The sequence below is a fragment of the Hyphococcus sp. genome, from assembly GCF_041986965.1.
Taxonomy (GTDB): Bacteria; Pseudomonadota; Alphaproteobacteria; order Caulobacterales; family Parvularculaceae; genus Hyphococcus.
Window position 1 is genome coordinate 186,263 of record NZ_JBHIXB010000004.1, and the last position, 25,153, is coordinate 211,415.

Sequence of the window (25,153 nt, forward strand, 5' to 3'; positions counted from 1 at the left end):
TCCATTCTCTAAGATAAGAAAACCGCGCGCGAAGGCTCCCTCGCGCGCGGTTCAAAATGTTGCGTCGCTACTCCGCAGCGACGGATTGCGCTTCTTCTTCCGCCTTGATTTCAGCGGCGCGTTTTTCGACGAGTTCGACGAGATGATCCACCAGCTCGGAATTATCGATACGATGATCGACCTCGCCGCCGAGATAGATCATGCCGTGTTCTTTGCCGGCGCCGCCGCCGGTGAATCCGATATCGGTCTCGCGCGCCTCGCCTGGCCCGTTGACCACGCAACCGATGACCGAAAGCGTCATGGGCGTCGTGATATGCGCAAGGCGCTGTTCCAGCGTCTCGACCGTTTCAATGACATTGAACCCCTGGCGCGCGCAGGACGGACAGGAAATCACATTGACGCCGCGATGGCGCAAATTGAGCGATTTCAGAATGTCGTAGCCGGCCTTGATCTCTTCAACCGGATCGGCGGAAAGCGACACGCGGATCGTGTCGCCAATGCCTGCCCAGAGAAGATTGCCCATGCCGATGGCGGATTTTACCGACCCGATGCGAAGTCCGCCCGCTTCGGTGACGCCGAGATGCAACGGACAGTCGATGGCTTCGGCCAGTGCATGATAGGCCGCGACGGTCAGGAACACGTCGGAGGCTTTCACCGAAATCTTGAATTCGTGAAAGTCATTGTCCTGCAGGATTTTTGCGTGATCGAGCGCGCTTTCCACCATCGCTTCGGGACAGGGCTCGCCGTATTTCTCAAGCAAATCTTTTTCGAGCGAGCCGCCATTGACGCCGATGCGCATGGAGCAGCCATGGTCTTTCGCCGCCTTGATGACTTCGCGCACGCGTTCTTCAGACCCGATATTGCCCGGATTGATCCTGAGACACGCCGCGCCAGCCTCCGCCGCCTCGATGCCGCGTTTGTAATGGAAGTGAATGTCGGCGACGATCGGCACCGGCACATTCGCGCAAATTTCTTTCAGCGCTTTTGTTGATTCCACATCCGGACAGGACACGCGTACGATGTCCGCGCCGGCTTCCGCGATCTCGTTCACCTGGCGGATGGTCGCCTGTGCGTCCGAGGTCAGCGTATTGGTCATGGACTGGACGGCGATGGGCGCATCCCCGCCCACAGGGACGTTGCCCACCATGATCTGGCGGCATTTGCGGCGCTCAATATCGCGCCAGGGACGAACGGACATGGGACCTGCCTTGGCCTTTTCGGGGCCTTGAAAAACACTGGAATTCCGCCGCCAAGATTGCGCGCCCGGCGTCGAAGTCAAGCCCCACCAATGGCTAAGGCCTGAAAAGCCGGGAAATCGGCGTTCACGCGAGCGCTAGGTGCGCTTTTTACGGGCGTTCGAAGCGGAAAACGTGAATCTGGTCATAGGCGGGCTTGGGCGTCCCGTCGACCGTTTGCGGCTCATAGCGCCAGCGGCGCAGCGCGTTGAGCGATGCGTCGTCGAAACAGCTATTCGTTGAGCCCGCCACGCGTTCTCCCGAAACGCGGCCCGCCGCCGTCACGGTGAAAGAAACGGTGACCGTCTCCACCGCCTGCGCGCCCGGCGCGCAGCTATAGGGATAGACGGGGTCGATACGCTCGATAGCGCGCGCTTCCACCAGATGACCGGCGACCGGCGCCGGGGCCGGCGTTTCGATCACCGGCGCCACGCTCGCCGCTTCCGGCGTATCGCCGATAGGCGTAACCTTGCTCGTCAGGGTGATCTGCCACGCGCTCCAGATGATGAAGGCGATGATCGCCACAAAGACCGGCAGCGACATGTCGCGCCCTTGCGTCTCGGCGGCCTCCTCAGCGGCGCGAAACTTTTCGGTCTCGATTTCCTGGGGAGCGTCGTAACCGGCGTCGAATTTGAACTGCTCAACAATGGCGCGGGCGTCGAGTTCGAGAAACTCGGCATAGGTGCGCACAAAGCCCAGCGCATAAGGACGCGCCGGGAGCGCGCTCGCCTCCACAGCTTCAATCGCAGTCAGGTGGTTTTCGCGAATATGCGTGCGGGCGGCGGCTTCGCGCAGATCGACGCCGCGGCTTTCGCGAACGGCGGCGAGCCGCGCGCCGACATGTTCGAATTCACCGGCATCGGCGGCAAGACGCGCCCGCGCATCCGCCATATCGACAATTTCCGCTGATCCGTTCGCTGTCGCCCCGCTCGCCATCTTTGCGTCTCGCGCCTCTTCTTCGCACTCGCCTTCGAATCCCGGCTTTTCGCAGCATAGCAAAAAAGCCGCGCCGAATGGCGCCCTTAAGGTGAAATATCACCCATGTTTAAGCAGGAATGCGTTAACCTGTGATTTATTCAAGGACGACGCCGGCGTCTTTCAGATATTCCCTGAAAGCGGGACGAAGGGTGACCTGCGGCGTCGTCATATTGGCGTCGAGCCAGGCCGCGGTCGCTTTTGCGTCGAGCGAGCGCACAAGGCGCCGGAACGGCCCCACGAACGCTGCGGGCAAGGAGAACAGGCGCACGCCAACGCCGATCAGCGCCGCCGCCGTGACCGGATCCGCCGTTTGCTCGCCGCAATAGGATAAGGGCGTCCCGGTGCGGGACACTTTTTCCACGGTATTCTTCAGGAAACTCAGGAAGCCCGGGTTCATGGGATCGTAACGCCGCTGCACGCGTTCAGAGTCGCGGTCGGCGGCGAAATAGAATTGCGCAAGGTCGTTGCCGCCTACCGAGAGGAAATCGACTTTCTCGGCAATCAGGTCCGCCCGCCAGGCCGAGGCCGGCGTTTCGATCATCGCGCCGATCTTCACGTCATTCGGCAATTCCTTTTCGCGGCGCTTGGCGCGGTCGATTTCGCGATCAAGAAGCTCGCGGATATCTTCAACCTCGCCCGGCAGCGTGACGAAGGGGAACATGACCCAAAGCGTCCTTCCCGCCGCCGCCGACAAAAGCGCGCGCAATTGCGGACGGATCATGCCGGGGCGGTCCACCGCCATGCGGACGCCGCGCCAGCCCATTGCGGGGTTCACTTCATTGCCGTGATCCATATAGGGCGCGGTCTTATCGCCGCCGATATCGGCGGTGCGGAAGATCACGGGTTTGTCGCCGGCGAGATCGAGCGCTTCGCGATAAAGCGCCTCCTGGCTGGCGACGCTCGGCAATTGCGACCCGATCAGGAACTGCAGCTCAGTGCGGAAGAGGCCCACCCCTTCAGCGCCGGTCTGCTCAAGGAACGGCATGTCGAGGGCAAGGCCCGCATTCATCATGATCGCGACGTCTTCACCATCCTTGGTGCGCGATGCGAGACTCTTCTCGCTGACATAGCTCTCTTCGACTTCGCGATAGCGGGCTTGCTTGCCGCGGAATTCCTCAAGCGTCTCGGGCGACGGACGAATGTGGATCTCGCCGGCTTCGCCGTCGATCACCGTGGCGTCGCCCTCCTCCGCCAGGTCAATGGCTTCGGGCGCGCCGGTGACCATGGGCAGTTTCAGCGCGCGGGCGACAATCGCCACATGTGAGGTCGCCGAGACCTCGCCGAGCACAAGGCCTTTCAGGCGCTTGCGGTCATATTCGAGGAGTTCTGCAGGACCCATGGTGCGCGCGATGAGAATGGTCTCATCATAAAGCGCGCGCTGGCCCACATTCTTGTCGCCGGCAAGATGGCGCAAGAGCCGGTTCGACAGATCGTCGAGGTCATGCATGCGCTCGCGCAGATAGGGATCGCGCGATTGCGAGAGGCGGGCGCGATTTTCCGACTTCACCTGCTCCACCGCCGATTCTGCAGTGAGGCCTGAAAACACGGCGGCGCGGAGGCGGTCTTTCCAGCCTCGGTCATACGCAAAGAGGCGATAGGTCTCGAGCACTTCGCGGGAGACGCCGCTCAGTGAGGCGTTGGTGGCGAGCATCTCGTCCACCGACTGGCGCAACTCGTTGAGGCCTTCTTCAAGACGCGCGGCATCTGCGGCCGGGTTTTGCGCAAAGACCTTGTGCTTGGGCGCCGGCGGTTGAAGGAACACCGCCTTGCCGATTGCAATGCCGGAAACAATGCCGAAGCCCCGGAGCTTTTCCGGGCGGTGCAGCATGGCGCCGACCACCTCGGTCTCTTCCTGGCTTAAGAGTTCACCCGATGCGGCGATTTCAGCGAGCAGGGTCGCAACCGCCTGCACCGCTTCGATTTCCTCATGGGTGTATTCGCGCGACGCCTTGTTTTGAACCACCAGCACGCCGAGCGTCTTGCCCGACCGGATCAGCGGCACGCCGAGGAAGGAATGCAACGGGTCCTCGCCCGTTTCCGGACGGTAGGAGAAGGCCGGATGTCTCGGCGCTTCGGCCGTCACCATGGGGCTGGCGCGCTTGGCCACAAGACCCACAAGCCCCTCGCCCCATTCGAGACGCGTCTTGTGCACCGCCTGCGGGTTCAGACCTTCCGTCGAATAGAGTTCAAGAACATCGTCAGGACGGCGCAGATAGATCGAGCACACATCCGCCACCACATGGCTGGCGATGACTTTGGTCAACAGGTCAAGACGGTCCTGAGCGCTTGTGTCATGCGCGACAGCATCGCGCATGCGCTTCAGGAGCACCGTGATGCCCTGTTCGCCATGTCCACCATGAGGCGGGCGTGTTTTCTCAATACTCATCGCGGCCTATTCGCTGCGCGCAGGCGCCAGGTCAGCTCTGCGCGGCTTGGGGCAATTTATCCAGACCATACGCATCATGCAGCACACGCACCGCATATTCCGCGGCGTCTGCATTGATCAGAACACTGATCTTGATCTCGGATGTGGAGATATTCTGAATGTTGATGCCCTTCTCGGCAAGGGCGCGGAACATGGTGGCGGCGACGCCGGCATGGCTCTTCATGCCAAGACCGATAACCGAAACCTTCGCCACATTGCGGTCGGACTGCATCGCCTTGAAACCGACCTTCGGCTGTTCTTCGGACAACACCTGCATGGCGCGATCGAGATCGCCTTCCTTCGTGGTGAAGGAAATGTTGGCGAAGCCGGTCTCGCGCGAAGCGCTCTGGACGATCATGTCGATATTGATATTCGCCGCGGCGAGCGCGTTGAAAATCCCGGCGGCGCGGCCCGGTTCATCGGGCACGGCAAGAACGGTGACGCTCGCCTCGTTGAAATCGGGCGTAACGGTGGTGACGATGTTTTCTTCCACAATATCATCCTCATCGCAGATGAGCGTGCCGGGGCCCGGCGCGTCAGGCGGATCGAAGCTCGAGAGCACCCGCACCGGCATCTTATAGCGCATGGCGAGCTCAACCGAGCGGGTCTGCAATACTTTGGCGCCCACAGACGCCATTTCCAGCATCTCTTCAAAAGAAACCTTGCCGATCCGGCGCGCCTGCTTGGTCAGGCGCGGGTCGGTCGTATAGACGCCGTCCACATCCGTATAGATGTCGCATCGCGCGGCGCCGATGGCGGCGGCCAGCGCCACAGCGGATGTATCCGAACCGCCGCGTCCTAAAGTGGCGATGCGCTTGTCCGGCGCGATGCCCTGAAAGCCTGCACAGACGGCGATCTCACCGCTGTCGATCGCTTCGCCAAGGGCGTCGCCTTCGATATCGGCGATGCGCGCCCGGCCATGAGCGAGGTCTGTCTTCAGCGGAATTTGCCAGCCCTGCCACGAGCGGGCCCGATAACCGAGATTTTGCATCACCAGCGCCAACAGCCCCGATGTCACCTGCTCGCCCGAGGCGACGACGGCGTCATATTCCACATCCCGGGCGTCCAGCGCCGGCGCCGGCTCCCCGGCTTCTGCGCACAAGCCCACAAGACGGTTGGTTTCGCCGGCCATGGCGGAAACCACCACCGCGACAGAATGGCCGGCATCGACCTCACGGCGCACAAAGGCGGCCGCAGCGCGGATACGCTCGAGATTGGCGACTGACGTGCCGCCGAATTTCATTACAATGCGGGCCATATTGCGACTGCGAATTCATGTCCTCTTGCCCCCGACAGCCGGAAGCGCAAATCTGGCGTATCTCTAGAAAGCAGCGCCCTCGGGCGCAAGCGAGGAAATTTCAAAAATGGCGCAGACCGAGTTAACAAGCGCCCAAAAAGACGCGACAACACGCTCCGGCCGCACAACAATCGACCCTGAAGAAGTCAGGAAGTTCTCCGCCATCGCCGATGAATGGTGGGATCCGTTCGGCAAGTTCAAGCCGCTGCACAAGTTCAACCCGGTCCGTCTCGCCTATATTCGCGACGGCGCCTGCGCTCATTTCGGCCGGGACCGGCGCGCCAAAGCGCCGCTGGAGGGGCTTTCGCTCCTCGATATTGGTTGCGGCGGCGGGCTTGTCGCCGAACCCATGCGCCGTCTCGGCGCATCGGTGACGGCCATTGACGCATCGGAACGCAACGTCAAAACCGCCATGGCCCATGCTGCGCCGCTCGATCTCGATATCGACTATCGCGCCACGACGGTGGAAAGACTCGCCGAAGAAAACACCGCGCCGTTCGACATCGTCCTCAATCTCGAAGTGGTCGAGCATGTGGCGGATGTGGATTTGTTTCTGCAAACCTCCGCCAGCCTCGTCAAACCGGGCGGCATAATGGTGATGGCGACGCTGAACCGCACTTTGAAGGCCCTCGCGCTCGCGAAAATCGGCGCTGAATATATTCTGCGCTGGCTGCCGGCCGGCACTCATGATCCGCGCAAATTCGTCAAACCCGAAGAAGCGAAATCGGCGCTCACCAATGCCGGCCTCACCATCACAGCGGAAGCCGGCGTCAGCTACAATCCGTTGATGGATATCTGGCGCATCGGCGATGATGTGAGCGTCAACTACATGCTGACGGCGGTGAAAGGCTGATTATCTTTCTTCCGCTTTTTTCGTGTAGAGCCCGTCAAACGCTGTCGTCCAGCTTTCCCCGTCATCGGTCGAGGTTTCCCAATGCTGGCGCACGCTGCCGTCCTCATTGGGCGTCCAGGTGATGCGGTTGATGGTGTCGCTCTCGACCAGTCCCTTGTCGGACATCACCATGGAGCCGTCTTCAAGACCGCCCTTGAGATAGAGCGCGGCCCCGGCGTTCGACATCCAGGTCTGATGCCAGTGGCTGTCATTGCTATCGTAAAAATTGATGCTCATGCCGGTGAAGCCGCCGGCATTATATTGTTCGAGCACCACACAGCCGCCATGTTCTGCGGAAATATTGTTCGTTGCAGAGGAACTGCTTCCCGCCGAGGTCACATCCCATTCCCCGAGCCAGAAATCGAAATGGCGGTATTCAGGATCGGTGCAAGGCGTCAGCGCCGCAACGACGGCAAGAAATTTCTCATCATCGGCGAGCGGTGCAAATTCTGTTGTGTTGGAAACAAAGCCGCCCGGAATGCCGCCGGTTTCCGCCAGCGTTTCGAGCATGGCGAGCGCCTTTTTCTTCTTGCCTGCAGACATGTAAAGCCGCGCAAGGTGGTATTGCACTGAGGCCGGACTGGCGAAACCTTCGTCCAGCGCTTTTTGATAGCTCTTTTCCGCCTCTTCATATTGGCCAAGCTCATGTTGCCCGCGCGCAAGATAATAGTGATACCCGGCGTTGTCGGTGTCGCTTTCCAGAAGCGCGCTATAGGCCTCCACCGTTCCCTGCCAGTCCTGCGCAGCGTATTTCGCTGAGGCTTCTTCATCTGTTTGGGCGTAGGCGGGACTTGCAAAAACAGCCAGGCCGAAAATCGCTGCAGCGCAAAATGGTTTCATGAGATGCTCCCTGAAAAACAGCGCTTATGAATAGCACCGATCCCGGAAAGAGAAGAGCATTCGGCCCAAATTCGCAATTCAAGCCACATGGGCCGGGCGCGATAATGGCGATACACCAAACCGCACTGTCATCCCGGAAAACGCCAAAGGCGTTTATCCGGGATCTCATTCTAGGCACAATTGGAGATCCCGGCTCTCCGCTTCGCTTCGGCCGGGATGACACTAAAAAAAGCTTTATTCCAGCACGGTGACAATATTGGAGTTCTGATCCGTCAGCTCCTGCGCCGAATAGAAAAGATCCTTGCCCTTCCATTCGCGCGAAAGCCTGTCGCGCCATACCGGGTCCATGGGCGAATTGACAAAATAGATGTCGAAAAATCGCCGGCTCATCATATCCCGTTCGAATTTCGGCTGATCGACTTTTTCGCCGGTGTAAAAATCATAGGCGGTGGGTTCATGAAACATGAAGGTCGCATTCGACGCCGCGAAACGTTCCTCCCCTTGCAGGAAGATCGGAACGCACATGGAATAACAGGCCCGGCGCGAACGCACACGCGTATCGACGATATGCGTGCGTTTCATCCGCTCGATGATGCGGATCACCTCCTGACCTTCAGCAATGGCGCCGCCCGGCGAATGAAGATCGATAACGACGCGGTCGCCTTCATTTTTCCACTCGCGCCAGGCCTCTTCAAACCGGCGCGCCATAGGCGCCTCCACTTCGTTGCGCCAGGTGAAAACGATCGTCTCGGGATCGCCGCGGTCGCGCGCAACGGAAAGCTCTCCCTTATCCTGAAAGATCAGGTCATTATTTCGTGCAATCAGGAGAACGGTAAGCGCCAGCAAAATCAACGTCGCCAACGGCATCAACTGGTTTTGCTGCTTCTGGTTCACTGTTCTTAACTCTTGCGTGCGCTCCGGGGCGCACTCACCTTTGTCCGACCCCGCCTGATCTTTGCACATGATCTGCGGGCCCGACTTTTGGTAAAGGTGAGCATTCGCGCCGCTAAGAGCAAGCCCCCGGCAGAAGGAACGACACATGAATGTCAGCGACGCCATCAAGGAAAGAACGTCGATCCGCGCTTATCTCGACAAGCCGGTGAGCGAGACGCAGTTGCGCGATATCCTGGATCTTGCGCGCTGGGCGCCGTCGGGCGGCAATCTTCAGCCCTGGCGCGTGCATGTGGTGATGGGGGCGGGCCGAGACCGGCTGGTCGCAACCGTTAAAAAGGCGATCGTGGAAAACCCGTTGGCGAATGAATCGGAGATCGCGGTCTACCCGCCGAAACTCGGCGAACCCTGGCGGACGCGGCGCTTTGAGGTCGGCGAGGATATGTATGCGCTGCTTGGCATTCCCCGCGATGACAAACCTGCGCGCATTCAGCATCTCATGCGCAATTATGAATTTTTCGGCGCGCCTGTGGGCCTCTTCTTTTCGCTAGACCGCCAGTTCGACAAGGGCCAGTGGGCCCATCTCGGCATGTTCATGCAGACAATCGCCCTTGCAGCGGCTGAAATGGGCCTCGCCACCTGTATGCAGGAAGCATGGTCCGCGCGGGCGAAGACCGTTTCCGCCTTTCTTAGGCTGAAAGACAATGAGCAGCTTTATTGCGGGATGGCTTTGGGCTATGCCGACCCGTCAGCGGATGTGAACAAACTGCGCTCATCCCGCGCGCCCGTCGACGATTTTGCCGCGTTCATCACGGAATAAGCCTCATGCCGGTTCAGATATCAGTCTGCGAGACAGTGAAGGCGCCTGCTGAAGCGGCGTTTCACGCCGCAACTCACATCAACGCACGAGAGTTGATCAGGCCCTATGGATTCCTTCCGGGCATCCTCAATGTAGACGGCCATGACGCGCCCTGGTCCGCGATTGGCGAGGTGCGCCGCCATACGCTGTCTGACAAATCTAGCGTCAGGGAAGAGCTTGTGGCCTTCACCCGCAATCAGACCTTCGCCTATCGCCTGACCGAGTTCACGGGCGCCTTCGCCCCGCTGGTGAAGTCCGCCCGCGCGGACTGGCATTTTACGCAGCGCACGGCGGGAAGCACCAAGATCGACTGGACATATTCCTTTACGCCGCAGAGCATGGCGGCCGAACCCGTCCTCTGGTTCATTGTAAAACTCTTCTGGCCCGGCTATCTGAAAGCGGCCCTCGCCCGCGTCAAAGAAAAAGCCGAAGAACACGAAGCGCCCTCCATCAAGGCCTGACACGAAAACAAGAATTGATAGGCAGACATTCGCCTGATAAAAGCCGATGCTTCTCAGGCGCTTCATCGTTTTTTTCAGCAGAGCCGTAAAGGTATCGGTGTTTGGAAATGAACGTCTGATCATTATGTTTCACGGCGTTTATATATCGAAAGACAGGCTCTGATGAAAATCGCGACCTTCAACGTCAATTCCATCAACGCCCGCCTGCCCCGCATTCTCGACTGGTTTGACAAGGCAAAACCTGACGCCGTCGTCCTGCAGGAAATCAAATGTATTGATGAAAAATTCCCCGCGCACGAATTTGAGGATCGCGGCTATAATGTCGAAGTGCATGGACAGAAGACCTATAACGGCGTCGCGCTTCTCTCCAAGCATCCGCTCGATGATGTCTTGCGCGGGCTTCCCTATGACAATTCGGACGACCAGGCGCGCTATATCGAGGCGCTCGTGATGCCCGATCATGCCGAGCCCGTGCGCATTGGCGGACTCTATCTCCCCAACGGCAACCCGGCGCCGGGCCCGAAATATGATTACAAACTGAAATGGATGCACCGGCTGAAACGTCATGCGGAAAAGCTTTTGAAAAACGAGGAAGCTTTCGTGCTCGCTGGAGATTACAACGTCATTCCGCAGGAAGAAGACGTTCACGATCCCAAAGCATGGGCGGATGACGCGCTGTTCCTGCCGGAAACGCGGGCGGCGTTTCGCGAACTCCTCAATCTCGGCCTGACCGACGCCATCCGTCAGGCGAACCCCAATGGCGTCTGTTACACTTTCTGGGATTATCAACGCGGCGCCTGGGAAAAAGACAACGGCATCCGCATCGACCATCTGCTGTTAAGCCCGCAGGCCGCCGACCGTTTCAAGTCCGCCGGCGTCGACCGTAAGGAACGCGCGCCCGGCGACAAAAAGGAAAAGCCGTCAGACCACGTGCCGGCGTGGGTTGAGCTGGATTAAATTTCAATCCAGGGCAACCAGCCGAACCTTCCGAAAGTCACTCAATGTGCAACGCCGATACGACCATTGATCATAGCCCGGCGCGATAATTTCCATAAATGCATTTCGGCATAGATTAGGCGATTTCAGGTTGAACGAAATATCAATTTTTTTTGCTGGGTCATAATAACAATCAGACTGAGTTACATTGAGGTAATATTCTCCGTCATACGAAAATAGAAAAGTATTTTTCGCAACCGGAGATACGCCGCCAAGTTTCGAGTAAATAAGACACATTCGGGTCTCACCGGTTTCTTCGAGACGAAACTGCACTTCCTCTCTTTGAGGCGCATCCTTTTCAGCGTCTCCAGTCTCCGCTTGCGCCGTCGCCAGCATCAGGAAAAGAAAGAAAGCAATACACCGAATCATACTTCCCATGGGATTGCCCCGCCTACCCTGCTTCATGCTACATCACCTTCATCGTAGAAGTTATTTGATTGAACGCCAACCGAACGCGCGTCATACAGCCTTATGAACTGGTCTCCCGAACAGGATAACGCCCTTCTCGCTGTCGATGAGTGGCTGAAAAAGCGCGACAAACAGGTGTTCCGCCTGTTCGGTTATGCGGGCGCGGGCAAGACCACCATGGCGCGCCATATTGCGGAGAACGCGGGCGGCGATGTCGCCTTCGCCGCCTTCACCGGCAAGGCGGCGCATGTGATGCGCCAAAAGGGGTGCGCCGGCGCGACGACGATCCACTCCCTCATCTACCGCCCGTCCAGCGTCGAGGAAGAAGGCGAGCCCTCCTTCACCATCCGTTATGACGCGCCCGCCGCCGACGCTGATCTCATCATCATCGACGAATGCTCCATGGTCGATGAGGACCTTGGCAAAGATCTTCTCTCCTTCAACAAGCCTGTGCTCGTGCTTGGCGACCCGGCGCAGTTGCCTCCCGTTAAAGGCGGCGGCTTTTTCACCGAAGGCGAGCCTGATTTCATGCTGACGGAAATTCACCGTCAGGCGGCGGACAATCCGATCATTCGCCTGTCCATGGCGATCCGCGAGGGCGAGCCTTTCGATGAGCAGTCAGAGCAATGCCGCCTCATCTCGCGGCGCGAGGTCGAGACAGACGAGATCATGGCGGCCGACCAGATTCTTGTGGGCGCCAACAAGACCCGCAAGCGCTATAATGACCGCCTGCGCGAGCTGCATGGGCACACGGACGCCTCGCCGGAAGCCGGCGAAAAACTCGTCTGCCTGCGGAACAACAAGAAAAAGGGCTTGTTGAATGGTGGCCTGTGGACCGTAAGACAGCGCATGAGCCCGCGCGGCGGCCGCGTGCGCTTTTCCGTCAACCCGGAAGAAGGCGGCAAGGCGGTCAATGTCTCCGTCCCCCGCGCCTTTTTCACCGAAGGGCCCGAAGCCGTGCCCTGGCCGCAGCGCAAGGGCGCCGACGAGTTCGACTATGGCTACGCCCTCACCGTCCATAAGGCTCAAGGCAGTCAGTGGGACAGCGTCGTCCTGTTCGACGAAAGCTACATGTTTCGCGAACATGGCGCGCGCTGGCTCTATACGGGCGTTACAAGGGCCGCGGAACGGCTCATTCTGGTGCGCTAGAGCCTAGCTGGCGCTGATTCGCGAATCCTGCTGAGAACCTTGTTTAGTTTTCCGGATGCGTTTTCACCGGACGCAATCAGCGCAACAAAACCCGCCCGGCTTGAGTAATAGCCGAGGCGCAATTGGGAGATTGAATTCATGTCTGGAATTGTCAGCCGCTTTCTCAGCTTCGACAAGCTCATCGCCACAGGACTTATCAAAGTTCTTTACTGGATCGGCTTGGTAGGAATCGCCCTTTTTACGCTAATCGCGATTTTCGGTGCCTTCGCCGCCTTCGGTCAAGGCTTTCTTCAAGGTGTCGGCATGCTAATCATGGCACCGATTGTCGGTCTCCTTTCTCTCGTTTTCTGGCGCTTCATGTGCGAGGTCTACCTCGTAGTCTTCGGCATGTATGATCGCCTTGGCAAAATACAGGAAGCCGTCGGCGGCGGCACGCCAAAGGACATCAATACCGCCGCTGACTAAGCTATCGGCTTTGTTAATGCAAAGATGAACCATGCGCGATAGGCGCAATATGCCCTTCACGGCCGTCGACCGGAATCGCAATGATCGCGCGCGCCGTTCCCGGCGCTTCGGCGACCACCGGATCGCCGCTTGCGATGCCGCCGCCGCCCAGCATGTCGTTGGTATAGCCCGGCGCATAGACCATCACATGAGGATGCCACGCGCCGACATTCGGCCCGAGCCGCTGCGCGGCCGAATACATATAAGCGAAAGCAACGCCGTCGACCTCATCGATTTCGCCTGACGCATAGGCGCTCATGACAGCGTCCCTCACTTCATCGTAAGACTTGCCTTGGAGCCCCAGTTCGGCGCGCATCAGCTGCTCCTGCATCGGCCCGCTGGCGGACGCTTTCGCATCGTAACAGATCGGCGCAATCACACTGCCCGGCGTTTCGAACGCATCGCTTTGGGAATCGAACGCGGCGCCCCAGCGGAGCAGGACAAGGCAATTAAAGCCGTTCGTTCCTTTAACGGCGACTTCATAGCCTTTCTTGCCCATGACCCAGACCGTGGCGTCCTTTGAGAGCCCGTCGGGCCCGGCGCTGCGGGCGATGGCGACTTCTTCTTTCCTCGACCATTCTGGGTCTCCCGCCGCGAAAGCCGGCGCCGTCATCATTAGAAGGGCGAGAATACAGGTTTGTTTCAGCATGGATTTCTCCTTTTCCAAGTCCCGGCGGCGCGCGCCGCCTCAGAGAAGACGGCCGGTCCCCGCCGCTTTCGACAAAGGCCGGCGCGCAAAGGCAACTTTCCGGGATTTCTGGTGTTTTCCTGAGGCAACTACCGACAGGCCGCCCCATGTCTTATGTCAAATCCAGCCTCGGCGCCGATGAAGAGATTTTGATGATCGCCAAGTTCCCTTGGCCCTATCACCTGGTCGCCTGGGGCGCTCTTTTGCTGCTCGGGATTGTCGGCGTCGGCATCATCATCTGGATGATGATGCTTGTTCACTTCGCCACAACGGAAGCGGCGCTGACCTCGCGTCGCGTCGTCTACAAGAAGGGTCTGTTCACCCGCGAGACCCTGGAGCTCGGCGTCTCAACCATCGAACAGATCGAACTCCATCAGGGATTTTGGGGACGCGTTTTCGGGTTCGGCGTGGTCGAGGTGTCCGGCACGGGAGAAGGTCAAATTCGCACGCACACCATGGCTGATCCGGTAAAATTCCGCCGTCTTGTCACCGATGCCCGCGCGCAGGATCGCGCCGTTGTCGTCGAGCAACCGGAATTCAACCAAGAAGAATTGCGCGCCCGCGAGCGGACAAGACTGCAAATGTCGACTTAGTTTCCATCGACATTTTCATCCGCCGGGACCAACCATCCCCGATAACGAATGATGTCGCCGATAAGGGGAAACCTAACCGATACATCAAAATGAAATCGTCCGTCCTTTTCGCGCTCGGCGCCGCCCGCCCGAGGACAAACAAACCGCGGCAATGGCGCCCCGAAAAAACTCACGCCGACAGGAACCAGATCGACGCCCTCTTCGCTAGCGGCCATGCGCAGGCGAAACCAGAGCGGGCCGAAACATTCCGTCACTTCGGGCTCTTCCGTTTTTCTCAGCCGCAACAGGGTCTGAAACCGGGCGCCGTTGAAATTACGGGTCCAGCGCTCGCCGCCTTTTCTGGCGTCGAACGTCACAACAAGCGGAACATTCACGCCGGATGCAGGAGCGCCCGATACGATGCAGACAAGCTTCGCCAAAAAGGAGCCGCCGCGCGTTACATCCGCGCGGCCTTCGGCCCGGCGCGCCTGCCCGTGCATGTCACGAATCGCCCGGGGAAGAATGTCAAAGCGTTCGCCAAACAGGTCGCGATAAAGCGTCCGCGCCATCGCTCGCCTCCATGGTGGTTTCAATATCGAACGCCGCAAATTCGCGCTCAAAGTCTGCAAGGGTAATCTCGCCCACAACCATGCGCGCCCCCGGCGCAAACCCTCCCCCATCAGCAACCCGCTTCACAACATGCGCAGCAGCCATGGCCGGAATATAGGGCCCGTCGCCCGATCCCGCACAAAGGCTCCAGCGGCGGCGCGCCGGCGCACCTTCTTCATCCAGTCCCGAGAGTTCTACGAACATGCCGCCGCGGTCGCTTCCAAATGGTTCAAACCACTGCGCCGCCTTGTGAAAAAAAGGCGCGGCGGCGGCGAGATTGGGGATAACCCTCATGCGCCGCAGCCTCGCCAACACAAACAACGGCAGATGCAGAATGGTAAGTTCAAGCCCCGCGAGGAATTCAATATCCTGCGCCATGGGAAACAGCATTTTCATGGCCGGCAAATCCGGCGCATCGCAAGGGCTGAAGAGCCGGGCGCCCAAACCGGGCAGCTCCAGCCGCGCAAGGCGCCCCCAGCCAGGCGCCGCGACATCAACGCCGCCGCGCCGCTGCGGAACAGGCTCGCCCACATAGCTGAGAATCGCTTCGACAACGGCGCGCCCGCGCGGCGCGCGATTGCCGGGCGTCACGCCAACGCGCACGCCGTCCACACGCGACAGGGACGCCGAAAGCGCCAGCGCCGCCGCGCTTGAAAGCGCCGATGTCGTACTGCAGGCCGTGAGCGCAAATACGCCAGCGGTTTTTGCTGCTTCATCGAGACGTCCAAACCCCTCCGCAAAGGTCCGGCCGTCGGCCAGATCCACATAAGGAAGCCGCGCCGCGATGGCCGCCTCCGCAACATGATAGTCCTGCCCCTGAAACGGCCCGACGCAATTCACGAGAATATCCGGTTGCAGCTTCACCAGCGCAGGGCCGACATCTTGCGCTGAAACTATCGCCGCAGTTTTTCGGGCCGGTCCTGAAAGCGACTCAGCGACTTTTCGAGCGCGTATGTAATTGCGTCCCCCAAGCACAAGTTCAATGCGCGCGTCCTGGTCGAGAATGTGAGCGAGGCGCGAGCCGAAAACGCCTGCCCCGCCGAGAATGAGAACGCGCGTCACCGCAAAAACCGCCATGCTTCATCCGGCGCCGGTGCGTAGCATGCGGCGCGTTTGCCAAACAGACGATAGCGATTTCGCGCGATGCGAAAATACGCCCAATCGCGCAGAGCCTTCGGAAACAGGGCGACGAGCCTCGCCAGGAAAGACCATGGTGCGTTTAAGCGCTTTAATACCGCGATGATCGCGGTGGTTTCCCGCAACACATCGCCATCAGCTGCGAGAACGAAACTTGAAGGATCGTCAGGGTCAAGCCCTGCGCCGGCCAAAATCTGTCGTCCGGCTTCTGTCTGCATAGCGGCAAAACGAAACTTCTCGTCCGGGTCGCGATCAAGCAGAAAACGCACCCAGCGCGAACACAAAACGCAGTCGCCGTCAAAAACAATGATCGGCCCATGTTGACGCCTGTCATTCACTGAACCGCGCTCCATGTTCTCTGTTCGTGATAACGCTTGCGCCGTCAAAAGCCGCTGCGGCGCGCCGTCGCGCATCTTTACCGGCGCACGGCCTCAACGCTGAAAGCGCCGTCGAGGCGGCCTTCCACCCGCTGGAAGAGCACGTCAATCAGATCGAAAATGAGATCGAACTCATGAAGAATGCGCTCCACACGCGCCGGTCCTTCAAGCGGCGCAAACATCGAGCCCATATTGAGCTTGTCGCCAGTCTCAAGCGCAATGCAGAGCTTTCCGCCGGTGAACGCTGCGCGCAGTTTGGCGCCGTCAAACAGACGATCAAGCTCCTCAAACCGCTCAAGCACCAGAGGATCGAGCAGCTCGCGCGCCTCCACCTGATCGGTGGACCACGCTTCAAAGATCTTTTCGAATTTCGGAGAGACAATGCCGATATTCTGAAACTCTTTGCCGGGTTTGCCGAAACGATTAAAAATACCGGTGTCCCGGCGCACAACGGTCTCACCCAGAAACTTCTTGTGATAGTCGATGACAAGAAGCTGGCCATGAAACACTGTGCGCGTCGATGAGTTTTTCCCGCTGGATTTATATTTAAGATGCGCTTCGCACATGACGAATTCAGCGCCGTGCCGTTCACCGCGAACTTCATCTTCCCAGCTCTCGCGGTTGAAATTGGGGATGAGCTTTAACCGGTCATAATCAGTGAAATAGGCCGGTCGGCCGATATCGCGGCGATAGACATAGCCGAGCTGACCGCAAACCCGCTGCAACAACCCGCCGGTGATGTCGCCGCGGGTCTTGTTGATCCGCCACATGACCGAGCCAATCGCCAGCATGCCAATCACAAAGGCAGCCTGTAGATTGCTCCCCCCGAAAGGACCAAAGCGGGCGACGGCAAAGGCCGCGACAGCCATGCCGATCGCCATCAGCCCGGCTTCCATCACCGCCTGCTGGCGCGCATCTTCCTTGCTGCGCAGATAGGGCGCGATGTCACTCTCATAAAAAGCAGAGAACGCCTGAAATTCCTCGCGCTCAGATGGCGGCTTGATGCTCATTGATCCCTTCCCCGCTTGATGTCCCGCCGATCCTGCTAGGAAATTGTTAACTCTTCTTTTCCGCGGCGGGCCAAAGGTTTGCCATAAGAATTGAGATTCACAAACGCCAACCGTTTGCAGCCGCCTAAACGGCGAATTAACCAAGATTTCAGAAGCTGCCGGACAAACCATCCGGAGCCTCTGCCCGATGCAGAACATAAAAAAGAAGATTGCGGCCGTTCTCGGCGCGCCAGGAGACGCCACGCCCGATGTGGTGATCGATCGGCAAATCCGGGAGCTCAAACAACAAATGCCGCGAGTCCTGATCGGGATCGGACTGACGTCAGGGCTGATTGGCTATCGATTTTTCGAACATGCAAGCGCGCTGATTCTCATCAGCTTCGGTCTTTACGTCGCTTTTGTTATGGCGCGCGTTCCCGGCTGGCTCCGCCTTGACATCAACGCCATGTCCCCGGAGGCGAAACGCCGCCAGCTTACGGCCACGCCTTTCATCGGGGCCGGCTTGGGATTGGCCTGCGTAACGCTTGCCATTTACCTTTCCCAGTTCGCCGACAAGCAAGGGCTGATCATGCTCGGCCTGTGGTGTCTTTATTGCGGCGTCGCCAGCTCCATGGGGCTGACGGCGTTGCCGCGCGCGTCAAGCGTACCGCTTGTCACATGCATTCTTCCCTACACACCCGTGATGTTCGCAACAGGAGACACGGACCTTGTTATCCTCGCCGGCATCATGATCATCGGCGCCGTCGTAGCGCACTTTCACAACACCCATTTTGGTCAGGTGCTTGCGGAGATATCCATCAGCAAACAGGCGGTCGAACAACATGCAGAACGCGCCGCCATGCGGTTCCGAAACTTCATTGAGAACACATCGGACTGGGCCTGGGAGTTCAACGCCAAAGGCGAACAGCTCTACGTCTCGCCCAACTTTGAAAAGATCACAGGGATACCAACCAGTCACCGGATCGGCCAATACAGTCTTAACATTTCAGCGCTCGACAACGGCCAATCTGTAGAAGCTGAAAAACAATTCATCGAGCTGTTCAACAAACGTGCGCCTATCGAAGGCTTGCGCCATAATGTCATCAAGGCCAATGGCGAGGTCATGTGCATCGCCGAATTCGCCATGCCGCAATTCGACAATCACGGCCAGTTCACAGGCTATATCGGCTGGTCTAAAGACATTACCGAACAGGCTGAAGCGGAAGAGCGGCTGCGCGAAAGCGAAAAACGCTATCGCGACTTCGCTGAAAGCGCCGGCGACTGGGTGTGGGAGATCGACGCCGACTTGCGTTACACACATATTTCCGACCGCGCAAAGGAAGTCACCGGCATTGACCACAGCTGGATCATTGGCACGAAAATGTCGCTGGACGGAAACAAGGTCAGCGGGGAAGCCTGGAAGGAATTACGCGAAGCGATCAGCCAGAGGAAGCCAATACAGAACTTCGTCTCATGTGTTGATTTTGAAGAAAGCGGGCGTTCCCTGTGGATTGAACGCAGCGCCAAGCCGGTCTTCGGTCTCGATGGCGCGTTCAAAGGATATCGCGGCGTTGCACACGATGTCACCGAAAGCATGAACGCGAAAATCGCCGCCGCGGATGCGCTTAAAAGGCTTGAGGAAACCAACGCCAATCTTGAAGAAATCGTACACCACCGAATGCAGGTGATTGAAGAAAAATCCCAGTTGATGGGCGAAGTACTGGAATCCATGGCGCAGGGCGTGGTCGTCATCGACGACAGTTTCACCATTCTTGAACTTAACGAAAAAGCCTGGCGCATTTCCGGTCTGCCGAAACATGCCTGGGCCATCGGCAACGATATCCGTCCGCTTTTGCAGCTCGGCATCGACTACGGCATGTATCCGTATAACAGCGTCGAGGAGTATTTCGAAGATTGCGATTCGACGCTTGATGCGGGTAAGGATTTCCGCGTGGCGCGCCGCCAGAAGGACGGCGTCATCATCGAGGAAAGCGCCCGACGCCGGCCCCATGGCGGCATCGTTATCACCTATCGCGACATCACCGAACAACAGATCCGCGAAGATGAGCTGCGCGCCCTTTCCGAACAACTGCGCATGTCGAAAGACGAAGCGGAAGCGGCAAACCGGGCGAAGTCAGAATTTCTCGCCAATATGAGCCATGAGATCCGCACGCCAATGAATGGCGTCATCGGCATGGCCTCGCTTCTTCTCGACACCAAGCTTGACGAGAACCAGTCGGATATGGCGCGGGTGATCGTCAGCTCCGGCGATGCGCTCTTGAAAATCATCAATGACATTCTCGATTTCTCGCGCCTAGAGGCCGGTAAGCTGCGCCTCGTCAAGGAAGAGTTCAAACTGCGCGAATGTATCGAGGATGTCGCCGCGCTCCTGTCCTTACCGGTCGAGGAAAAACACCTGGAGCTCATGGTGCGGTATCAGCCGGAAGTGGATTGCGGCTTTATCGGCGACCCGGGGCGGCTGCGCCAGGTCATCACCAATCTCGTCGGCAACGCCGTCAAATTTACCGAACAAGGGCACATTCTTGTTGATGTCAGCGGCGTGCGCCGCGGCGAAATCGCAGATGTGGTCATTTCGGTGACAGACACCGGCTGCGGCATTCCCGATCACAAGCTGAAAGCGATTTTCGACGAATTCGAACAGGTCGACGGTTCATCGGCGCGCAAACATAACGGCGCCGGGCTTGGCCTCGCGATCAGCCAGAAAATGATCGAGGCTATGGGCGGCGAGATCTCCGTCGAAAGCGAAGTCGGCAAGGGATCAACCTTCCGCATTCGCCTGCCGCTTGCAATTGATGACACAGCGCCGATGAAAATCGTTGCGACGGACGCAACTTTTTCAGGCAAGCGCGCGATTATTGTCGACGACAACGAAGTCAATCGCACCATTTTAAAAGAACAGCTCGCTTCCTGGGGACTTGAAGCAGACGCCGTTGAGAGCGCCGAAGACGCCCTGGTTGCGCTTCGCGCCGCGGGCTCAAAAGGCGAAGCCTACGCGATCGGCATTCTCGATTTTCAGATGCCCGGCGCTGACGGCGTGGAGCTCGCGCAGATCATCAAAAGGGACCCGGCGCTTGCGGCGACGCCGCTGGTGCTGCTGACCTCTGCGGGGCGCAAAGGTGATCCGGGAGGCCTCGGCGGAGATCTGTTCTCCGCATATCTCGTCAAGCCGGCGCGCGCCTCCATGCTGCTCGACGCCATTCTGACGGCGCTCAATGACGGCGCCGTGGCGCAGCTGCGGTCCAAGACAGAAAAATCCAGCGATACGCCCGGCGCTGGCGCATGTCCGTTCACCGAGGATGGATCAGCCCTCAAGGTCCTTGTCGCCGAAGACAACATCGTCAACCAGATGGTGATCAAGGCGATGCTGGAAAAACTTTGCTGCGATGTCGCCATCGCGTCCAACGGCAAACTCGCGGTCGAGGCCTATAAGGACAACAAACCGGATATCGTGCTGATGGACATGTCCATGCCGGAGATGGACGGCGCAGAAGCGACAAGCCATCTCCGCAAAGCGCAGGAAGAAACAGGCGTTCACACACCGATCATCGGCGTAACGGCGCACGCCCTGCGCGAGGACCGTCAACGCTGCATTGACGCCGGCATGGACGACTATCTGCCCAAACCGGTGAAGCAGGATGCGCTCATGGACGTGATGAGCCGGTGGACGATCGGACGCGGCAAGTCGAGCGTCAGCGCCTAAAGTTCCGCCATTTGCAGGACAGCCTCATCAACGCCGTCGCCAGTCTGGCTCTGACGGCGCCAAAGCGACGCATAAAGCCCGTCTTTCGCAATCAAGTCCTGATGACGCCCCTGTTCGACAATCTCGCCATTGTCAAAAACAAGGATCTTGTCGGCGCCGGCGATGGTCGACAGGCGGTGCGCGACGGCAATCGTCGTGCGTCCCCGGGCGGCTTCTTTCAACGCCGCCTGCACTTCCTGTTCGGTTGTTGAATCGAGCGAGGATGTCGCCTCATCCAGAATCAGGATCGCCGGATCGAGGAGAATAGCGCGCGCGACGCCCACCCGTTGTTTCTCACCGCCTGAGAGTTTCAGACCGCGCTCGCCAACCCTCGTATCAAGGCCCGCGGGAAGGCTTTCAATAAAGCCGCGCAACTGCGCACGATCCGCCGCCGCCATGATCTCTTCATCGCTGGCTTCAAGGCGCGCATAGGCGAGATTGAACCGCAGCGTGTCGTTGAAGAGAACCACCTCCTGCGGCACGAGGCCAAGCGCAGCGCGCAAGGATTGCTGCGACACACCCGTAATATCCTGGCCGTCGACCAGAATGCGGCCCGACGCCGGGTCGTAGAACCGGAAGAGCAGTTTCAGGACGGTGGACTTGCCCGCGCCGGAAGGACCGACAACGCCCACAAAAGCGCCGCCGGGAACGGAAAAGGATACATCCTTTAACCCGCTCGCCCTGCCTTCATGAGCGAAGGACACATGATCGAAAACGACTTCGCCCTTTTGAGGAGAGAACGCTTCCGCCCCTGATGCATCCGCGACGTCAGGCTTGCGGTCCATCAGGGCGAAGAGTTTTTCGATATCCACGGTGCCCTGTTTAATCTCGCGCCAGGCCCAGCCGAGAATGTTGAGTGGGCGGTAGATGTTGTAAAGCATGAGCATCACCGCGGTGACATCGCCAGCTCTCATGGTTCCGTTGACGGCGCCATATCCAGCCAGCAAGACCGCTGCGAGAAGGCCGCCGGTCATGACCAGTTCCTGACCGACATTGAGCACCGACAGGGATTGCTGCACGGTCACCATATGACGGTTGTAATCCTGCATGGCGCCGTCATAGCGCGCCGCTTCGCGGTCCTCGGCGGCGAAGGCTTTCACAGTTTCGAAATTCGTCAGTGTGTCGAGCGCGATGCCGCGCAGCCTTGTATCCGCTTCGTTCATGGCCCGGCGCTGTTTGTTGCGCCATTCGGTCACCACGATCGTGAAGCCGGAATAGATGACGATGACGACGACAACGGTCAGGGAAAACTGAACGCCGTAAACCACCGCCAGCACCACCGCCGCGAAGCCAAGCTCCACAATGGTCGGCCCGATATTGAAGGCGAGAAACCGGAAGAGGTAATCCATGGCGCCGGCGCCGCGCTCGATGATCCGGTTCAAGGCGCCGGAACGCCGGGTCAGGTGAAACTGCAGGTCGAGATGCTGGGAGTGACGGAAAGCGTCGACCGCAAGGAGGCGCTGCGCGTCCTGGGTCACCGGCGAGAAAAATCCGTCCCGCACATAGGGAAGCGCGTTCGCAGCGAATCGGGCCGCGGCGAACAGGATGAAGAACATCGCGAAGGACATGCCCGCCTCGGCCGCTTCTCCATCGACCAGCCGGTTGATGCCGTTGCCCATAAGAACCGGCGCAATGACGGCAAAGCCCTTGGACACGACAGTGATAATGAAGGCGAGCGCAATTCGAAAACGCCACTTGGCGAGTTCCGGCCTCAAAAGGACCTGGAACATCCGGGCGATGGACCGGCCGAAGGGCGCCGGCGCTGAATTAAATTCCTGATCATAATCGGGAGGCATTGGCGCAAAATGGGACCGGAAAAGCGAAAAAGCTAGGCTTGCGGCCCCAGAAAACAGCCAGACCGGCGGCGCGGGCGGCTTACGAAATATCAATTCCCTGTTAACGCTAGCTATTTGGGAATGTGCTATGGTCGCGGGCGCGCGGATTCGGGGGAGCCAACGCGCGCGTGAATGGAAGACCAATGCGGAAGAAAAACAATCGGCTCTCGGAACGGCTGGCGGCGATTAAAAGCGCGGCGCCAACGGTGACGGACGCCCGCATCCCGCAACCGAAAAAGCGCGGCCCCCCGGAACGGGAAAAGCGCGAGGCTGTCTTCCGCCCGGGCAAGATCTATCTTTCAAGAACCGATCAGGTGCGCTGTGTGATTCGCAATGTCAGCGATGGCGGCGCCTATGTGCATCTCGAAGGGATGCAGCCGCTGCCGCCGGTGGTCATGCTGCGTTTTGAGCAGACCGGGGTCACCAAAAAAGCGCGCGTCGCATGGCAACACGATATCGAGGCGGGCCTCGCCTTCGTCAAGGATATGACCCCGGGCCGCAAGGGGGACGACCCTCATGAGCCGCCGCCCATCGTGGCGCGCTAGCCCGCTTACCAGGGTAAAACTTCACCATTATAGGCGACGAGGTGCGGCGCGCCGGGCTTCATGGCGGCGATCTGTTGGCGCAGACCCGCAACGCTTTCTTCCGGGGTGACCGGCGCCGACGGGCCGCCCATATCGGTTTTGACCCAACCAGGATGAAACGGCCCGACGGCGACGCCGTCCGCCGCCAGAAGCGCCGCATAGGACTTCATCGCCATATCGAGACCGGCTTTCGAGGTTGAATAAGCGGGCGCGTAGCCGCCTGCGTTTTCGATAGACCCGAGCGTCGAGGAAATCGCCGCAAACTTGCCTTTTGTTTTTTTGAGATGCGGGGCAAACGCCTCCAGCGTCGCCACCGGCCCGAGGGTGTTCACCTGCAAGAGCCTGGAAAAGGCGTCGAAGTCGATATCGCCGAAATCGCCCGCGTCCTTGCCGCCCGCGCCGGCATTGGCGACGACAATATCGATCGGTTCGTCGATCTTTTCACCCAGCGCTTTCACCGCGGCAAAGTCCGACACGTCGAGCCCATGAATAACGATATCGCCTTTGAGCGCGTTCAACGCTTCCGCCTTGTCCGGATTGCGGCAACAGGCATGCACGCGCGCGCCCTCGCCCGCATATTGTTTCACGAATTCAAGGCCAATACCGCGATTAGCCCCTGTGATGAGAACAGTCGTCATTTAGCTCTCCCGTTCATACTCTGCCCCGTTCATTCTCTGTATTGGATCAGCTTGACCGCCGAAACCACCATCGACCAGCGAGGAAACCGCCAGCAAAAAGAAGCAAGCCGGCAGGCGTAACGTTAAAGTGAAAGGTCAACTGATGTAGTTCAGCGCCGGACGGGTCCGTCTCGCGCCATAGACGCCACAAGCCATAAGCTTCGAAAGCTTCACGAAAGAAATAGAGGCTGGCGGCGACGAGCACAACGGGAACACCCCAAAGCAACAGCCGCCGCATCATCAACTTGCTCCCTGGCCGCTCATCATTTGAGGCCGCCCATTTTGCGCACCAGCTTCCATTCCTTGTCGGTCACCGGCTGAACGGAAAGCCGCGCATTTTTAACCAGCTTCATTTCAGCCAGTTTCGGTTCGGCCTTGATCGCCGCGAGCGTCACCGGTTCCGGAACCGGCTCGACGGCGACAACATCGACAACCAGCCAGCGCTCGTCATCGCTCGTCGGGTCCTGATAGGCTTCCTTGGTCACTTTCACGACGCCGACGACCTGTTTCTCGCCGCCGGTGTGATAAAAGAAAGCGAGATCGCCCTTTTTCATCTCACGGATAAAGTTGCGCGCCTGCGCGTTGCGCACGCCGGTCCAGATTTCGCCTTTCTTGCCCTTGGCGACCTGTTCGTCCCAGCTCCAGTCATCGGGTTCGGTTTTTAGAAGCCAATAAGCCATAGATCACCATGCTGTCAGTTCATCCCAATTGGGATTCGACCTTTCGATCAGTTCATTTTTCCAGGATCGCCGCCATCGCTTCAAGCGTTTTTCCCGCGCTATGGCTTCTTCGATCTGAGCGAACGCTTCATAATAAACAAGCTTACTGATTTTGTACTTTGACGTGAAATCACTTCCAGCGCCGGAAATGTGAGCAGTAACTCTTTCACCGAGGTCGCCAGTTACGCCGACATACAAGACCGTATTACGCTTGTTCGTCATTATATAAACGTAATAGCGATCCTTCATGCGAGATCCCGGCTCTTCGCTT

At 58.9% G+C, this 25,153-nt stretch carries 25 protein-coding genes; 9 read left to right on the forward strand and 16 right to left on the reverse strand.

Annotated elements, in window-relative coordinates; translation table 11 throughout:
* Positions 1–67: 67 nt before the first annotated feature.
* The 4 genes from ispG to ACFC5L_RS17395 form a co-directional block, all read right to left on the reverse strand.
* Positions 68–1,198, reverse strand: a complete 1,131-nt coding sequence (gene ispG, locus ACFC5L_RS17380; RefSeq protein ID WP_375203957.1) for a flavodoxin-dependent (E)-4-hydroxy-3-methylbut-2-enyl-diphosphate synthase — start codon at positions 1,196–1,198, stop codon at positions 68–70.
* Positions 1,199–1,346: 148 nt separating this feature from the next.
* Positions 1,347–2,171: a TonB family protein gene (locus ACFC5L_RS17385; protein WP_375203958.1), complete on the reverse strand. Its 825-nt coding sequence runs from the start codon at positions 2,169–2,171 to the stop codon at positions 1,347–1,349.
* 136 nt (positions 2,172–2,307) lie between these two features.
* Positions 2,308–4,599: a phosphoenolpyruvate--protein phosphotransferase gene (ptsP, locus tag ACFC5L_RS17390; RefSeq protein ID WP_375203959.1), complete on the reverse strand. Its 2,292-nt coding sequence runs from the start codon at positions 4,597–4,599 to the stop codon at positions 2,308–2,310.
* A gap of 31 nt (positions 4,600–4,630) precedes the next feature.
* Complete coding sequence (locus ACFC5L_RS17395) at positions 4,631–5,896, reverse strand: aspartate kinase (protein WP_375203960.1); 1,266 nt, start codon at positions 5,894–5,896, stop codon at positions 4,631–4,633.
* Between the two features lie 106 nt (positions 5,897–6,002).
* On the opposite strand from ACFC5L_RS17395, the gene ubiG reads away from it, so the two are divergent.
* Positions 6,003–6,788 (forward strand): bifunctional 2-polyprenyl-6-hydroxyphenol methylase/3-demethylubiquinol 3-O-methyltransferase UbiG, encoded by a 786-nt coding sequence (gene ubiG / locus ACFC5L_RS17400; RefSeq protein WP_375203961.1) that lies wholly within the window; start codon positions 6,003–6,005, stop codon positions 6,786–6,788.
* Here the strand turns inward: ubiG and ACFC5L_RS17405 are convergent, their stop codons facing one another.
* Together ACFC5L_RS17405 and ACFC5L_RS17410 are read right to left on the reverse strand one after the other, a co-directional pair.
* Positions 6,789–7,667, reverse strand: coding sequence for a tetratricopeptide repeat protein (locus tag ACFC5L_RS17405; RefSeq protein WP_375203962.1), 879 nt, complete (start codon positions 7,665–7,667; stop codon positions 6,789–6,791).
* A gap of 234 nt (positions 7,668–7,901) precedes the next feature.
* Positions 7,902–8,630: a hypothetical protein gene (locus tag ACFC5L_RS17410; RefSeq protein WP_375203963.1), complete on the reverse strand. Its 729-nt coding sequence runs from the start codon at positions 8,628–8,630 to the stop codon at positions 7,902–7,904.
* Positions 8,631–8,706: 76 nt separating this feature from the next.
* Here ACFC5L_RS17410 and ACFC5L_RS17415 point away from each other — a divergent pair, with 76 nt between their 5' ends.
* From ACFC5L_RS17415 to xth, 3 genes are all read left to right on the forward strand, one after another.
* Complete coding sequence (locus tag ACFC5L_RS17415; RefSeq protein WP_375203964.1) at positions 8,707–9,378, forward strand: nitroreductase; 672 nt, start codon at positions 8,707–8,709, stop codon at positions 9,376–9,378.
* Positions 9,379–9,383: 5 nt separating this feature from the next.
* On the forward strand, positions 9,384–9,878 hold the full coding sequence (locus ACFC5L_RS17420; protein ID WP_375203965.1) for an SRPBCC family protein: 495 nt from the start codon (positions 9,384–9,386) through the stop codon (positions 9,876–9,878).
* 162 nt (positions 9,879–10,040) lie between these two features.
* Positions 10,041–10,835 (forward strand): exodeoxyribonuclease III, encoded by a 795-nt coding sequence (xth, locus tag ACFC5L_RS17425; protein WP_375203966.1) that lies wholly within the window; start codon positions 10,041–10,043, stop codon positions 10,833–10,835.
* Between the two features lie 3 nt (positions 10,836–10,838).
* Here the strand turns inward: xth and ACFC5L_RS17430 are convergent, their stop codons facing one another.
* Positions 10,839–11,252, reverse strand: coding sequence for a hypothetical protein (locus ACFC5L_RS17430; protein WP_375203967.1), 414 nt, complete (start codon positions 11,250–11,252; stop codon positions 10,839–10,841).
* A 93-nt stretch (positions 11,253–11,345) separates the two neighbouring features.
* On the opposite strand from ACFC5L_RS17430, the gene ACFC5L_RS17435 reads away from it, so the two are divergent.
* Together ACFC5L_RS17435 and ACFC5L_RS17440 are read left to right on the forward strand one after the other, a co-directional pair.
* Complete coding sequence (locus tag ACFC5L_RS17435) at positions 11,346–12,431, forward strand: ATP-dependent DNA helicase (RefSeq protein WP_375203968.1); 1,086 nt, start codon at positions 11,346–11,348, stop codon at positions 12,429–12,431.
* 138 nt (positions 12,432–12,569) lie between these two features.
* The gene (locus tag ACFC5L_RS17440; RefSeq protein WP_375203969.1) at positions 12,570–12,896 is read left to right on the forward strand and encodes a DUF4282 domain-containing protein; all 327 of its coding nucleotides are present in this window, start codon (positions 12,570–12,572) and stop codon (positions 12,894–12,896) included.
* A 13-nt stretch (positions 12,897–12,909) separates the two neighbouring features.
* Here ACFC5L_RS17440 and ACFC5L_RS17445 read toward each other — a convergent pair whose 3' ends face one another.
* Positions 12,910–13,584, reverse strand: coding sequence for a hypothetical protein (locus tag ACFC5L_RS17445; protein ID WP_375203970.1), 675 nt, complete (start codon positions 13,582–13,584; stop codon positions 12,910–12,912).
* A gap of 146 nt (positions 13,585–13,730) precedes the next feature.
* On the opposite strand from ACFC5L_RS17445, the gene ACFC5L_RS17450 reads away from it, so the two are divergent.
* On the forward strand, positions 13,731–14,216 hold the full coding sequence (locus ACFC5L_RS17450; RefSeq protein WP_375203971.1) for a PH domain-containing protein: 486 nt from the start codon (positions 13,731–13,733) through the stop codon (positions 14,214–14,216).
* Here the strand turns inward: ACFC5L_RS17450 and ACFC5L_RS17455 are convergent.
* From ACFC5L_RS17455 to ACFC5L_RS17470, 4 genes are all read right to left on the reverse strand, one after another.
* Positions 14,213–14,764, reverse strand: a complete 552-nt coding sequence (locus ACFC5L_RS17455; RefSeq protein ID WP_375203972.1) for a DUF4166 domain-containing protein — start codon at positions 14,762–14,764, stop codon at positions 14,213–14,215. The two genes, ACFC5L_RS17450 and ACFC5L_RS17455, sit on opposite strands and share 4 nt — an antisense overlap.
* On the reverse strand, positions 14,721–15,881 hold the full coding sequence (locus ACFC5L_RS17460) for a saccharopine dehydrogenase NADP-binding domain-containing protein (RefSeq protein ID WP_375203973.1): 1,161 nt from the start codon (positions 15,879–15,881) through the stop codon (positions 14,721–14,723). The genes ACFC5L_RS17455 and ACFC5L_RS17460 overlap by 44 nt, the downstream gene beginning before the upstream one ends.
* Positions 15,863–16,279 carry a thiol-disulfide oxidoreductase DCC family protein gene (locus ACFC5L_RS17465; RefSeq protein ID WP_375203974.1) on the reverse strand — a complete coding sequence of 139 codons (417 nt, stop codon included), beginning with the start codon at positions 16,277–16,279 and terminating at the stop codon, positions 15,863–15,865. Before ACFC5L_RS17465 ends, ACFC5L_RS17460 begins: the two co-directional genes overlap by 19 nt.
* A gap of 77 nt (positions 16,280–16,356) precedes the next feature.
* Entirely contained in the window at positions 16,357–17,328 is a 972-nt protein-coding gene (locus tag ACFC5L_RS17470) for a DUF3137 domain-containing protein (protein WP_375203975.1), read from the reverse strand.
* A 187-nt stretch (positions 17,329–17,515) separates the two neighbouring features.
* Here ACFC5L_RS17470 and ACFC5L_RS17475 point away from each other — a divergent pair, with 187 nt between their 5' ends.
* A complete protein-coding gene (locus ACFC5L_RS17475; protein ID WP_375203976.1) occupies positions 17,516–21,028 on the forward strand; it encodes a response regulator in 3,513 nt (1,170 codons plus the stop codon).
* Here ACFC5L_RS17475 and ACFC5L_RS17480 read toward each other — a convergent pair.
* Positions 21,025–22,863 (reverse strand): ABCB family ABC transporter ATP-binding protein/permease, encoded by a 1,839-nt coding sequence (locus tag ACFC5L_RS17480; RefSeq protein ID WP_375203977.1) that lies wholly within the window; start codon positions 22,861–22,863, stop codon positions 21,025–21,027. The genes ACFC5L_RS17475 and ACFC5L_RS17480 overlap by 4 nt on opposite strands.
* Before the next feature lie 182 nt (positions 22,864–23,045).
* Between ACFC5L_RS17480 and ACFC5L_RS17485 the strand changes: the two genes are divergently transcribed.
* Positions 23,046–23,447 carry a PilZ domain-containing protein gene (locus ACFC5L_RS17485; RefSeq protein WP_375203978.1) on the forward strand — a complete coding sequence of 134 codons (402 nt, stop codon included), beginning with the start codon at positions 23,046–23,048 and terminating at the stop codon, positions 23,445–23,447.
* A gap of 5 nt (positions 23,448–23,452) precedes the next feature.
* Here the strand turns inward: ACFC5L_RS17485 and ACFC5L_RS17490 are convergent, their stop codons facing one another.
* The 3 genes from ACFC5L_RS17490 to ACFC5L_RS17500 all read right to left on the reverse strand — a co-directional run bounded on the left by ACFC5L_RS17490 (position 23,453) and on the right by ACFC5L_RS17500 (position 25,131).
* On the reverse strand, positions 23,453–24,124 hold the full coding sequence (locus ACFC5L_RS17490; protein ID WP_375203979.1) for an SDR family oxidoreductase: 672 nt from the start codon (positions 24,122–24,124) through the stop codon (positions 23,453–23,455).
* Between the two features lie 302 nt (positions 24,125–24,426).
* Entirely contained in the window at positions 24,427–24,843 is a 417-nt protein-coding gene (locus ACFC5L_RS17495; protein ID WP_375203981.1) for an EVE domain-containing protein, read from the reverse strand.
* Between the two features lie 3 nt (positions 24,844–24,846).
* Positions 24,847–25,131 (reverse strand): GIY-YIG nuclease family protein, encoded by a 285-nt coding sequence (locus tag ACFC5L_RS17500; protein ID WP_375203982.1) that lies wholly within the window; start codon positions 25,129–25,131, stop codon positions 24,847–24,849.
* Positions 25,132–25,153 lie beyond the last annotated feature (22 nt).